The organism is Saliphagus infecundisoli (genome assembly GCF_020177375.1).
GTDB lineage: Archaea > Halobacteriota > Halobacteria > Halobacteriales > Natrialbaceae > Saliphagus > Saliphagus infecundisoli.
Genome location: NZ_JAIWHV010000009.1, coordinates 62,081 through 74,666 on the forward strand (window position 1 = coordinate 62,081; position 12,586 = coordinate 74,666).

General features: G+C 71.1%; 14 protein-coding genes. 13 read left to right on the top strand and 1 reads right to left on the bottom strand.

From position 1 onward, the window contains the following. Positions 1-8: 8 nt before the first annotated feature. The 12 genes from LCF40_RS12600 (at position 9) to LCF40_RS12655 (ending at position 11,033) form a co-directional block, all read left to right on the top strand. Entirely contained in the window at positions 9-1,328 is a 1,320-nt protein-coding gene (locus LCF40_RS12600) for a transporter (RefSeq protein ID WP_224828699.1), read from the top strand. After that, on the top strand, positions 1,325-2,857 hold the full coding sequence (locus LCF40_RS12605; protein ID WP_224828700.1) for a cytochrome c oxidase subunit I: 1,533 nt from the start codon (positions 1,325-1,327) through the stop codon (positions 2,855-2,857). The genes LCF40_RS12600 and LCF40_RS12605 overlap by 4 nt, the downstream gene beginning before the upstream one ends. A gap of 168 nt (positions 2,858-3,025) precedes the next feature. Beyond that, the gene (locus tag LCF40_RS12610; RefSeq protein ID WP_114576241.1) at positions 3,026-3,346 is read left to right on the top strand and encodes a hypothetical protein; all 321 of its coding nucleotides are present in this window, start codon (positions 3,026-3,028) and stop codon (positions 3,344-3,346) included. 83 nt (positions 3,347-3,429) lie between these two features. Beyond that, on the top strand, positions 3,430-3,789 hold the full coding sequence (locus LCF40_RS12615; RefSeq protein ID WP_114576242.1) for a PadR family transcriptional regulator: 360 nt from the start codon (positions 3,430-3,432) through the stop codon (positions 3,787-3,789). A gap of 79 nt (positions 3,790-3,868) precedes the next feature. Further along, positions 3,869-5,107, top strand: a complete 1,239-nt coding sequence (locus tag LCF40_RS12620) for a Glu/Leu/Phe/Val family dehydrogenase (protein ID WP_224828701.1) — start codon at positions 3,869-3,871, stop codon at positions 5,105-5,107. Next, positions 5,104-6,237, top strand: coding sequence for a WD40/YVTN/BNR-like repeat-containing protein (locus tag LCF40_RS12625; RefSeq protein WP_224828702.1), 1,134 nt, complete (start codon positions 5,104-5,106; stop codon positions 6,235-6,237). Before LCF40_RS12620 ends, LCF40_RS12625 begins: the two co-directional genes overlap by 4 nt. 48 nt (positions 6,238-6,285) lie before the next feature. Beyond that, entirely contained in the window at positions 6,286-7,071 is a 786-nt protein-coding gene (locus tag LCF40_RS12630; RefSeq protein ID WP_114576244.1) for a DUF2182 domain-containing protein, read from the top strand. Next, positions 7,068-7,292, top strand: a complete 225-nt coding sequence (locus LCF40_RS12635; RefSeq protein WP_114576245.1) for a cation transporter — start codon at positions 7,068-7,070, stop codon at positions 7,290-7,292. Before LCF40_RS12630 ends, LCF40_RS12635 begins: the two co-directional genes overlap by 4 nt. Positions 7,293-7,381: 89 nt before the next feature. After that, positions 7,382-7,603, top strand: coding sequence for a hypothetical protein (locus LCF40_RS12640; RefSeq protein WP_224828703.1), 222 nt, complete (start codon positions 7,382-7,384; stop codon positions 7,601-7,603). Positions 7,604-7,682: 79 nt separating this feature from the next. Next, the gene (locus LCF40_RS12645; RefSeq protein WP_198667836.1) at positions 7,683-8,498 is read left to right on the top strand and encodes a potassium channel family protein; all 816 of its coding nucleotides are present in this window, start codon (positions 7,683-7,685) and stop codon (positions 8,496-8,498) included. Positions 8,499-8,622: 124 nt separating this feature from the next. After that, positions 8,623-9,648 (top strand): DUF7544 domain-containing protein, encoded by a 1,026-nt coding sequence (locus LCF40_RS12650; protein WP_224828704.1) that lies wholly within the window; start codon positions 8,623-8,625, stop codon positions 9,646-9,648. Between the two features lie 29 nt (positions 9,649-9,677). Beyond that, positions 9,678-11,033 (top strand): sulfatase family protein, encoded by a 1,356-nt coding sequence (locus tag LCF40_RS12655; protein ID WP_224828705.1) that lies wholly within the window; start codon positions 9,678-9,680, stop codon positions 11,031-11,033. A 125-nt stretch (positions 11,034-11,158) separates the two neighbouring features. On the opposite strand, the gene LCF40_RS12660 is transcribed toward LCF40_RS12655, so the two are convergent. Beyond that, a complete protein-coding gene (locus LCF40_RS12660) occupies positions 11,159-11,764 on the bottom strand; it encodes a metal-dependent hydrolase (RefSeq protein ID WP_224828706.1) in 606 nt (201 codons plus the stop codon). A 211-nt stretch (positions 11,765-11,975) separates the two neighbouring features. On the opposite strand from LCF40_RS12660, the gene LCF40_RS12665 reads away from it, so the two are divergent. Next, a complete protein-coding gene (locus LCF40_RS12665; protein WP_224828707.1) occupies positions 11,976-12,578 on the top strand; it encodes an AsnC family transcriptional regulator in 603 nt (200 codons plus the stop codon). Positions 12,579-12,586 lie beyond the last annotated feature (8 nt).

A 12,586-nucleotide genomic window follows, 5' to 3' on the forward strand; every position in this document is an offset into this window, starting at 1 on the left:
TCCCGACCATGGATACCGCCACTCATCCCTCTCCGAGCGATGCCGGGCTCGGCCCCACGACGCTCGTCTTCGCGGTCGCGAGCGTTGCCTGTCACGGCCTGGTTCGTCTCGCCGAGCGGACGCTCCCCGCGTTCCTCGCCGCCCTCGGATGGGGACCGATCGCCGCCGGCGTCGTGGCGACCGTCGGCCTGGCCGTCGCCGTCGGAATCGGCGGCCTCGGCCCGGGCGACTCCCTCCCGAGGGCCGCCGTCGCGGCGCTCGCGGCCCTCGGCCTCGTGGTGTGGGCCGGCGCGCCCGCCATCGACGGGCTCCTCGGCACGCCGCTGTCGGCGCTCGGGTGGCTCCTCGTCGGGGCCACGCTCCTCGCTGCCTGGAACGCCGACGGCGTGGTCGGCCCGGACGGCTCGGGGTTCGCGGCGACCGGACCCCTCGCCGACACGGACGGCTCGAGGGGAGCCGGCGACGCCGGCCTGCTTCGCGACCCGCGGACCCGTCACCTCGCCGGCGCGGTCGGCACGGCCGGCGCGGCGGGCCTCGCGGCCGCGACCTTCGCGGGTACCGGCGCCGACGCCGGCTTCCCGGTCCTGGCCGTCACCGGCGCGGTCTGTGGCCTGACGGCGGCGGCCGGCGGCGCCGACCGCCGTCGGCCGGACGACCCCGACCGCGGGGACTCTCCCTCGCGAGCGGATCCCACGCCCGTGACGGGAGTTTCGGACGTAGCGGAGCTACGCCGCGAGTGGGAGTCGCTGCCCGCCGGCGTCCGCACGGCAGCGGTCGGCGACGGGTTGGTCAGGGCAGCGACCTCGCTGGTGGCGCTCTCGCTTGTCCTTGTGGTCGATGCGGGCGTCTCGATCGCCCCCGGGCGCTCCCTCCCGCCGCTTTCGGCCTTCGCTCTGCTCGTCGGGGTCGAGTCCCTCGGCGCCCTCGCTGGCGTGGCCGCCACGCCCGCCATCGTCGAGCGGGCCGACCCCCGACGGATGCTTACCGGCGGCCTGGCCGTCCTCGCCGTGGTGCCGCTCTCCGTCGTCGCCGCCGGCCCGGACGTCGCCGTCCTCGGAGTCCTCTTCGCGCTGTTCGGCGCCCGAACGGCCCTCCGGCCGTTCCGGCCGACCCTCGGCGGGCGAGCGACGGCTCCCCCCGGGGCCGACGACGATCGCCGGACCGTCCCCCGAACGCCGCCGACGGTGCGCGGGGCGATCCGGGCGGCGCTGGTCCTCGCACCTCTGGCCGGCGGCGCCCTCTACGCTCTCAGCCCGGTCGTCGCGTTCGGCCTGGCGACGTCGCTCGGATTGCTCGGCGTCAGGGAACTCTCGAGGTCGGTCGGATGATCGAGATGGAGGGGACCGATCCGGTGGGGACGATCGCCCGCCGCGAGGGGGGCACGGAGCCCGACTACCGCCGGATCGGCCGGCGGCACCTCCAGTTCGCGCTCGCGATGGGCGCGTGGGGCGGGCTCGACGCCCTCCTCTTGCGGACGGCGCTGATCGCGCCGGAACTCCTCCCGGCCCGGACCTACGACGCCCTCTTTACGACCCACGGGGTGACGATGCTGTTCCTGTTCGCGCTGCCGGCGATCTGGGGCTTCGCCTACGCGGTCGTGCCGGCAGCGGTCGGCGCCGACCGGCTCGCTTTCGCCCGCGCCGGCCGACTCGCCCTCCGGCTCCTTCCGGCGGCGGCCCTCGGGATCCGCGCCGGCGCGATCGGGCGCCTCCTCGGGCTCGAGGTCGCGCCCGTGGCGACCGGCTGGACGTTCTACCCGCCGCTCTCGACGCGGATGTCGAACCCGGCGGTCGATCTCGCCCTCGTCGGCCTCCTCGCAGTCGTCGCGAGCACCGTCCTCACCGCCGGCTGTCTCCTCGCGACCGTCCGACGCCGGCGCACGGTCCGGTGGCTCGATCTCGATCTCTTTACCTGGTCGGTCCTCACGGCCGCCGCGATGGCCGTCCTCTCGTTTCCCGTCCTCGCGGCCGCCGCCGTCTTCTTGCTCTCCGATCGCCTCCTCGCGACCGGCTTCTTTGCGGGTTCGACCGGATCGCCGCTGCTCTGGCAGCACCTCTTCTGGTTTTTCGCCCATCCGCTCGTCTACGTGCTCGTGCTCCCGCCGATGGGGATCGTGAGCCACGTCGTCGCCCGGTTTTCGGGTCGGCAACTCGTCGGACGACGGACGGCGATCTACGCGACCCTCGCGATCGGCGTCCTCTCCTTTACGGTCTGGGGCCACCACATGTTCGCGACCGGGATGGATCCCCGCGCCCGGATCGCGTTCATGTACGTCACGCTCGCGGTCGCGCTCCCGAGTTCGATCAAGGCCTTCGGCTGGCTCGCGACCCTGTGGCGGGGAACGGTTCGACTGACCGCGCCGATGGAGACCTCGATCGCCGCGATCGGCTTCTTCACCGTCGGCGGGGTCACCGGCGTCGCCCTCGCCGCCGTCCCCCTCGGCGCGATCTACAATGGGACCCACTACGTCGTCGCCCACTTCCACTTCATGCTCGCGGGCTTCGTCGGGCTCGCCGTCCTCGCCGGCGCCTACTACTGGTTTCCCCTCCTGACTGGTCGGTGGTACGACCCGCGGCTCGCGGCGCTTCACCTCCGGCTCACCGCCGTCGGGATCGCGGTCGCGTTCGCCGCGTTGCTCGCGCTCGGTCTGGCTGGACTCCCTCGCAGGGCCGCGACCTACCCCGCCGCCTACGCGCCCTTACACCAGCTCGCGACCGTCGGCGCCGCCCTCGTCGCCGTCGGCCAGCTCCTCTTCGTCTGGAACCTCCTCCGCTCGGCGCGCTCGGGTCCGCCCGCGCCGGTCGATCCGTGGGCCGCCGACGGCGGACCCCGCCGAACCACGACCGAGTCCCCCTGACGTGTCGCGTCCGGAGCCGGCCGGGACGCGGGTTCGACCCCCGCACGCGACGCCCGAACCGGGCGGCTCGACTCCGTCGCCGTCGGCTTCGACCCCCGCTGGCACCCCTCTCCGCACGGCGTCGCCGCTGGAATCGCGTGCGACCTCGACCGCCCACGTCCATCACCCATGACAGCCACCACTGACGTCGCCATGATGTTGTTACAGCTCGTCGCGCTGACGATACCGTCGGTCGTCGTGTTAATCCAGATGCTGAGACGGTCCGAGAACCTGCCCTGGCGCCTCCGGAAGGTGAGCTTCGCGCTCGTGCTCTCGAGCATCGTGTTGTTGCTCGGCGGCGCGATCGCACTGCTCGCGTACTTTGCGCTGGCGCTTTCGTTGCCGCTGACGATGTACGTCGCGCTCGGGCTCGTGTTCGCCGGGCTCTGTCCGTTCACCGCGTTCATGGCCGTCCTCTATCGCGAACACCGCGCCGAGTTCGGCCCGTAGCCCGACCCCCACCGCATCCGGAACCGGCCGGGAGCGGGTTCGACCCCCGCATGCGGTCTCGGCGGTTCGACCGCCGACCTACCATGAGCAGACAGTATTCGGCCGGCGGTTCCACCGATCCGGCCCTCGAGAGCGTATCGTCACCACGACCGCTCGCGCCCCTGACGGGGTTCAAGCGGGATCAGCTGTTCGTCATCCGGATGCTCGCCGACCAGAACCCCCACGGAATCGTCATCAAGGGGGCGCTCGACGAGCACTACGATGACGAGATCAATCAGGGACGGTTCTACCAGAACCTGGGCGATCTCGTCGAGGACGGCTACGTCGAGAAACACCCGATCGACGGGCGCACCAACGCTTACCTGGTGAGCCCGGCCGGCGCCGACCGTCTGGAAGCCCACCACCAGTGGGAGCGTCGCTGTCTGGTGGCCGGCGGCGAGTAGCTATTCGATCTCCGTGGCGATCGTCCGCCACGCCGCTCGTCCCGACGGCTCCCCGAACATCCCCTTCCGACTCCGATACATGACTCCGACCCACGAACCGATCGACGAGACGCGAATAGGCAATCCGACCGACCCACGGAACGATTTCGCGGCCCGGGCACTACGGACGCTCCCGGTCCCCGAGAGCCTCCGAGCGAGGCTGCTCGGGCCGACACACGTCCAGCGGTTCACCGTACCCGTAGAGCGCGACGACGGAGACGTCGACCTGTTCCCGGGCTACCGCGTTCGCCACGACGACGCCCGCGGCCCGTTCCTCGGCCCCCACTGTTACCGGCCAGAGCTCGATGCCGGGACCTGTGCCGGGCTCGCGGCCGCCGGCACCTGGACGGCCGCCGTCGCGGGCGTCCCATTCGGCGGCGCGGCCGGCGGCGTCGCCGTCGATCCCACGGCGCTTTCGCGGGGCGAACGCAACCGACTCGGAGCCGCCTATGCCGAGCGAGTCGCCGACTCCGTCGGCCCCGACACCGACGTTCTCGCGCCCGGAGTCGGCGCCGACGCCCGGGCGATGGCCGGCCTCGCCGACGCCCTGCGCGAACACGCCGGCACCCCCCGGCGGACCGTCGTCGGGAAGCCGGCCGTCGTCGGCGGGCTCCGGGAACCGATCGCCGGGCGGGGGCTGACTCTCGCCGCACAGGAAGCCCTCGACGGGATGGGCCGCTCGCTTCCGGGCGCCGACGTCGCGGTGTACGGCTGTGACGGCCCGACGATCCCGGCCCGCTTCGACGCCTACGGAACGACCGTCGTGGCCGTCCGCGACCGCCACGGGGCGGCCGTCGCTCCCTCCGGGCTCGAGCCCGACCCCCCGAGTGCGGGCCTTCGGGGACCGACGCCCGCGGCGTACGACGGCACTGACGCCTCGCCCGAGGGCGTCCTCGGCTCCGAGGCCGACCTGCTCGTCGTCGCCGGCGGGGAGACGCTCTCAGCGCGGGCCGCCGAGCGCGTCGCCGCCGACGTCGTGATCGAGGGAACCTACCGCGGACTCACCCCCGCCGCCGAGCAGACCCTCGAGGAACGCGGGATCGAGGTCGTCCCGGACGTCCTCGCGACCGTCGGCGGGCTGATCGCGGCCCGCCTCGAGTGGGGCCGAAACGGCCGCGATCCCGACCCCGCCCGCGTCGATCGCGAGGTCGGCCACGCGGTCGTCGGGGCGTTCGACGAGGTCCGCCGGCGCCGGGAGGCAGACGGCTGTGGACGACGGGAGGCCGCCTACGCGCTCGCGGTCTCCCGGACCGTCGCCGCCCACGAGGTGGCTCGATGACCGCCGCCGACCGCGCACGGGAGCTCCTTCGATCGGTCCGGCGGACCCTCCCCGAGGGAGTGGGCCGGACGCTCGATCGGCTCCCCGTCGCGTTCGGTTGTGGCTGTTCGGACTGTGGGTGCTCCGGCGGAGGGTGTTCCGACTGTTCGTCTTCCGACCGTGGCGACCGCGAGGGCTGTACGGACTGTGGCGACTGCGAGGACTGCGGCGGCGGTGACGACGACTCGAACTCGATGCGCTCGGACGCCGAACCGATCGCCGACGGCGGCTGGGAGGTCGCCGACTCGCCCACCGACCGGGCCCTTCACGCCGTCGCCCACGCCGCCGACGCCCCCTACGCCTGTGGCGAGGGTGGCATCGTTCTCCGGCGGGGCGAGGGCTGGGAGACGGTCATCGAGCGGGGTCCGGGCGTCGCGGCGAACACCCTCCGAACCGTCGCCGCGACCGACGACGGCGACCGGATCTGGTTCGCGGGCGACAGCGGCGCGCTGGGCGTCTACGACGTCGCCGAGCCCTCGCTGGGCGACTACTCCGCCCCCGAGGAGAAGACGAGCACCTGGGAATCGATCGCCGTCACCGGGGAGGCGGGCGAGGAACGCCTCCGGATCGCCAACGGCTCCGGCGAGGTCCTTGAGGCGGCCTGCGAGAACGGCTGTCCGACCTGGGGCGAGGTCGTCGAGCCCGGCGGCGGCTCGACCCTGCCGGCGCTCGACGCCGACGAGGGCGCGTTCTACGCCGCCGACACCAGTGGCGGGGTCTACCGGAGTGACGGCGAGTGGGACCGGATCGGGATCGACAACGCCGAGGTGAACTTCTTCGACGTTCGCGCGGGCGACGACGGTCGGCTCCTCGTCGCCGGCGCCGACGGAATCGCTTACGAGTACGATCCCGTCTGTCGCAACTGGACGCCCCAGTACGCCGGCGAGGGGGACCTCCGGGCGATCGACGCCTCCGACGGCCGGGTCGTCGCCGCCGCCACCGGCGGCCGCTGCTACGAGCGAACGAGCGGCATCGAGTGGAGAGCGATCGAGACCGGCACCGAGGAGAGCCTCGCCGACGTCGCGCTCGCCCCCGATGGCCCCGACATCGCCGTCGGCGCCGGCGGCACGATCCTCGAACGCTCGGACTGAGACCGGATCGCGCGGAAATCGCCTGCGACGCAGCGTGCTTCGACACCCATGATAGAGACATCGACGTTCACCGATCGCATCGCACTCGACGACCTCCCGATCGCCGCCACCGGCGTCTACGCGCTCACGGCCGTCCTCTGGCTTGCCGTGCTCGACGGCTGGCTCCCGATGGCGATGGCCGTCGTCGACGCCCCGATGACCGCCCCCGGAGTCCCCGAACTGATGGCGACCGAAAACGGGCTCTACGGCGTCGGCACCTACCTTCTCATGTGGGGAGCGATGATGATGGCGATGATGCTCCCCTCGGCGGTGCCGGTCGTCCGGCGTTACCGGCGGGCCGCCTGTGGCTCCCCCCGGCGGACTGCGATTGCCGTCGCGGGCTTTCTCGGGGCCTACGCACTCGTCTGGACCCTCGTCGGGGTCGTTCCCCTGGCGACCGACGCCCTCGTCTCGATCCACGGGGTCGCGACCACTGCCGGCCGGCCGTTCGTCGCGGGCCTCTTCCTCCTGGCCGGTGCCTTCCAGCTGTCCGCGCGGAAACGACGGTTCTTGTCGCGCTGTCGGGCGCCCGACGGCACCCTCTGTTCGTCGCCCGTCCAGGGCGTCAAACACGGCGTCGCCCACGCCGCCGGCTGCGTCGGCTGCACCTGGGCGCTGTTCGCGCTGATGGTCGGCCTGGGCTCGATGAACGCCGTCGTCATGCTCGCGATCACTTTGGTCGTCTCGATCGAACGGCTCTCGCCGAACGGCGAGGAGATCGCCGGCGCGACCGGAGTCGTCCTCCTCGCCGCCGGGGTCCTGACCCTCGCGGTCGGCGGCCCGCTGGTCCCATGACGGCCGAGTACGAACTCGCCGCCGACGGGCTCGGCTGCCCGCGCTGCGAGGCCCTTATAGAGCGCGAACTCGGCGGCCTCGCCGTCGTCTCCGCCGCGAGCGCCGACGCGGACGCCGGGCGGATCCGGGTCCATGCTGCCGCCGGCGCGGACGGATCGATCGCCGGAACCGTTCGCGCGCTCGGCTATCCCGTGACCGGCTGGCGGCGGCGACCCGGCTGACGCACGGTTCGTCCGTCGACGACACTCTGCCCGGAACCGTCCCCCGAAAACCCCTGTGTCCTGAAGATCCGACACCACCGCCGATACCTATGTCAACGAACGCACGACCCGCTCCCATCGACCGACAGCACGAATCGAACGAACGAGCCGATGCTCTCTTGGACCCGATTTCGAGCGTCATCGAACGGGTCGCCGACCTGATCGCTCCGGGCGCGAACGGAGGCGATGACGACGCCAACGATGACGACGCCGACGATGACGGCGACGAGGACGATGCGGACGAAGACGGTGACACGGACGGGGACGATTGATCGCCAGTCGTCCGGGCGCCGGTAGGGCCACCGAGCCGACGAATCACCCCAGTCTTCCCATCGAGGCCGGTGTCCGACCGTGACGTCTCGCCGAACCAAACGACGCGTTCACGTCCTCCTCACCGTCGGCAAGGGCGGCCGTCTCGCGCGGGCGATCGACTGGCTGATCGTCGGGTTGATCGTCCTCAACGTGGTCGCCGTCGTCCTCGCGACGGTCGATAGCGTCTTCGAGCGCTATCGGTCGGTGTTCTACGCGTTCGAGATCGTCTCGATCGGGGTCTTCACCCTCGAGTACGGCCTTCGGATCTGGTCGGCGACGGCGGTTCCGGAGTACTCGTCGCCGATCACCGGACGGCTCCGGTTTGGGACCCGTCCGCACCTCCTGATCGATCTGTTCGCGATCGTTCCCTTCTACGTCGGAACCGTCGTCTTCGCGTTCGATCTCCGGGTGCTCCGGGCGCTCCGGCTGTTCCGGTTTCTCCGGCTGTTGAAACTCGTCCGGTACTCGGAGGCGATGCAACGCTTCGGCCGGGTCGCCCACAGGAAACGCGACGACCTGCTGCTTGCGATCACCGGCTCGTCGGTCCTGTTGGTCGTCGCCTCGAGCCTGATGTACTTCGTCGAACGGGACGCCCAGCCGGAGACGTTCTCGAGCATCCCGGCGACGCTCTGGTGGGGCGTCGTGACGCTCACCACCGTCGCGTACGGCAACACCTACCCCGTTACACCCGCCGGGAAGGTGCTGGGCGGGCTCGTCGCCGTCCTCGGCGTCGGCCTGTTCGCCCTGCCGGCCAGCATCCTCGCGTCGGGGTTCATCGAGGACGACGCCGACCCGCGACGGTGTCCCCACTGCGGGGAATCCCTCGGGACGGACCTGCCCGGCCACGAACGGTAGCAGCCCTCCGGCGTCCGCTCTCGATCCCACGCGTGGTCGAACGGAGCCCTGGCGGTCGTCTCCGGGAGTTCGAGCCGACGATTCGACCTGTGGTTTTACCTCGGTGACCGTCGTACTCGTCCCGATGACGTGGCGTGCTCTCGCCGAACTCCGGCCGTCGCTCGAGGCGACCAAGGGGCTGTTGTTACCGTTTTCGCTCCGTCGGTGGCTCGCACTCGGGGTGATCGCCTTCTTCGTGTCGGGCGCCAGCGGCGCGAACCCCAACCTCTCCATGACTGGTGGGGGACCGTCCGAGGAGTCCCCAGCCGTCGACTCGGCGCCGATCGACGGGCTGGCGACCCTCTCCGACGCCGAGATCGTCCTGGCTCTCCTCGTCGTCGGCCTCGCCGTCGCGATCGGGCTCGCCCTGTTGCTGGTCGGTGCGATCATGGAGTTCGTCTTCGTCCGGGTGGCTACCGAGCGCGACGTCCGCATCCGCGGCTACGTCGGGGAGAACGTCTCCCGTGGCGCCTCGCTGTTTCTCTTCCGGCTTGGGATCGTCTTCGTCCTCCTGGCGCTGTTCGTGGCCCCCGTTCTCGCCGCGTTCGTGCTGTCTCCAGTGTTCGTGGTTCTCGCGGTTCTCCTTGTCCCGGCCTTTCTCCTGGCCGGCGTCGGTCTGTGGCTCGTGTTGCGGTTTACGGCGGACTTCATCGTGCCGGTGATGGTCGTCGAGGACCTCGGGGTCCTTGCGGGCTGGCGTGCGTTCTGGCCGGCGCTCGTCGACGACTGGAAGCAGTACGGGGTGTACGCCGTCGCGCGCCTCCTCCTCGGGATCGGTGCGGGCGTTCTCGCCGGCCTCGGGTTCGTCGCGGTCGGACTCGCGCTCCTCGTCCCGTTCGGGCTCGTCGGGGCGGTCGTCTACCTGGTGTTCGGCGTACTGGTTGGTGGCACGTGGCTCGCCATCGCCTCGCTCGTCGTCCTCGCCGCCCTCTACGCTCTCGCGGTCCTCGTGTCGGGCGTCACGTGCGTCCAGGTCCCGATCCAGACCTACCTCCGGTACTACTCGCTTTTCGTCCTCGGGAGCGTCACCCCCCGGTTCGACATGGTCGAGGCGGTTCGATCCGAGGTCGGCGACCCTGCCGGGGACCGATCCCCCACTGACGGCCGGTAGTTATCCGCTCGGCCGTGGTACACGCCGACATGCCCGACTCGAGACCGAACGTGTTGTTGATGCACGCCCACGACCTCGGCCGGCATCTCGGGTGTTACGGCGTCGATATCGAGACTCCTCGGATCGACGCGCTCGCGAGCGAGGGCGCACTGTTCGAGCGACATTTCGCGAGCGCGCCCCAGTGCTCGCCGAGTCGGGGAAGCCTCATGACCGGGCGAGCCCCACACGTAAACGGGTTGATGGGGCTCGCCCACGGGGACTGGGAACTCCACGACGACGAGCGGATCCTCCCGCAGTACCTAAGCGACGCCGGCTACGAGACGCACCTATTCGGCCTCCAGCACATCTCCCAGGACACGGACCGGCTCGGATACGACTACGTCCACTCCGAGGGGAACCTCTACCCCGGGGTTTCGCCCACGGTCCACCAGGCCAACCGAGGGCGCAACGTCGCGTCGGTGGTCGAGTCGTTCCTCGCGAAATCGGCGTACGAGGCCCCCTTTTTCGCGTCGGTCGGCTTCTTCGAGTGCCACCGGGTCGAGGAGCGAAACGGCCGATACGGGTTCGACGCCGGCTACTACCGGGCCGACGACCCGGAGTCGGTCCGACCGCTCCCCTATCTCCCCGGTCGCCGGGGGATCAGACACGACCTCGGGGAGATGCACGGGATGGTGTACGCGCTGGACGAGGCGGTCGGGAGCGTCCTCGACGCGCTCGCCCGCGCCGGTCTCGTCGAGGAGACCCTCGTGGTCTTCACCACCGAACACGGGATCGCCTTCCCGCGTGCGAAAGGCACCTGCTACGATGCCGGGATCGAGGCCGCACTCGCGATTCGCTACCCGGGCGTCGTCGATGCCGGCCGGCGCTACGACGACCTGGTGAGCAACGTCGACGTGCTGCCCACGGTCCTCGAGCTCGTTGGCGAGGAGTGCCCCGCGGGGCTCGGCGGCCGGAGCGTCGCGGGCCTGATCGCCGACGGCGTCGGGGGGTACGACGAGCGCGACCGGATCTTCGCGGAGATGACCTGGCACGACACGTACAACCCGGTCCGTGCGATCAGGACCAACCGCTACAAGTACATCAGGAACTTCTGGCACCTCCCGACGGTCTATCTGCCGGCGGACGTGTTCGCGAGCGAGTCCGGCCGCGAGGTCCGCGAAGCGTACGGACTCCCGTTCAGACAGTACGAGGAGCTGTACGACCTCCGGGACGCGCCCCGGGAGGACGACAACGTTGCCCACGAACCCCGCTACCGGGACGCCAGGCGGGAGCTCTCCGCACAACTCCTGGAGTGGATGAATGGGACCGACGATCCGCTTCTCGACGGCCCCGTCGTCCCGGGCGATTACGACGAGATCCGCTCGTGGCCACACGACCCGTCGTGAGGGGCCGCACGAGGCCCGCGGTCACACGCCCGGTCTCAGCAATGTGCCACCCGAGAGCGACTACTGAACGGGCCGCCGTCACGAGCAGTCGCAGGGAGACGAAGTTGCAGCCGGAACGAGGATGTTCAAGCCTCTCGGTAGCGCTCGGGCAGGTAGGGGACGACGGGCGAAGGCGCTAGCCCGGCGAGGTGTTCGGCGAGCGCCGCCAGCGGCTTCCGAAACAGGGTGTAGACGGCGGAGACGGCCACGAGCGCGACCGCGAGCGCGGCGGCCGGATCGGCGCCCGCGGCGACGAGGACCCCGCCAGCGAGCCCCGCGAGCCCGAGGTCCTCGAGCGCACCGTCGTACCGGACCCAGCGCCGCGGCCGGAGCCAACGGCCGTGATAGTGGCTGTAGACGGCCCGCTCCGAGCCCGCTTCCCACGGCCGCAACTCGAGGCCGCCGCCGGCGGCGTCGGTCGCGGCGTGGAGTGCGGCGGCGGCAAGCCCGACGGCGAGGCCGACCGTCGCCGCCGACGGCGCGAGGAGCGCGACGGCGACTGCCGGAACCACGACGATCGGTCCGTAGATCGGGTAGTGAAGCGTCTTCCGGTGGCCCGTATAGAGGTCGAGGTCGGGCGCCAGGCCGCCGAGGAACCCGGCGACGAACGCCACCGGGGCGAACTCCGGGGCGGTCGCGAGGACCGGGAGAGCAAGCGCCATGCCCCAGAGGGCGTGTGTCGTCGCCATCATCGTACCTGCCGTAGCGACCCGAGGGATAAATCGCTTTCCCGGCCCCGTCCCCGAAGTCGGGTCGACCACTGTGCTCGTAATCGCGGCGAGCCACGTTGGACCGTCGCCGCGGCCGTTCGACGACCTTCGTATCCGTAGCCAATCGGGCATCGGAGTTCGGATTCCAAAGCGATTCCGGGGATATATCCCGGTCGGAGACGTATCAAGTCCCATGCGAGAGCTCGACGGAACCGACATGGAGATCCTGGGACTGCTCGCCGAGGACGCCAGGCGGCCGTTCAGCGAGATCGCCGAGCGGGTCGGCCTCTCGGGGCCGGCCGTCTCGGATCGCGTCGACCGGCTCAAGGAGGCGGGCGTCATCAACGGGTTCACCGTCGACGTCGACCACTCACAGCTCCGGGCCGGCGTTCCCGTGTTCGTCCGGGTTTCGGGGGTGAGTGAGGCCCTCGAGGACCTTCGAGCGCGCGTCGGCGACGCCGACGCAGTCGAACACGTGTTCGTCACCGCCGACGGCGGGCTCTGGTTCTACGCCCGCGCCCAGGTTGGGAACGTCCGCCAGTGGCTCGACGGACTGATCGGCGACGGCACCGGCGGCGCCGCCGGGATCGACTACACCGTGACGCTGATCGACGACGCCGAGTGGCGCCCCTCGCTGGAGGGCGCCGAGTTCGCGCTGACCTGCGCCGAATGTGGCAACACCGTCGACAGCGAGGGCGAGTCGGCCACCATCGACGGTCAGGCCTACCACTTCTGCTGTCCGTCCTGTCGGGGCCGGTTCGAGGAGCGATACAACCGCCTCGAGGAGGGAGCGTAACCGGTTGG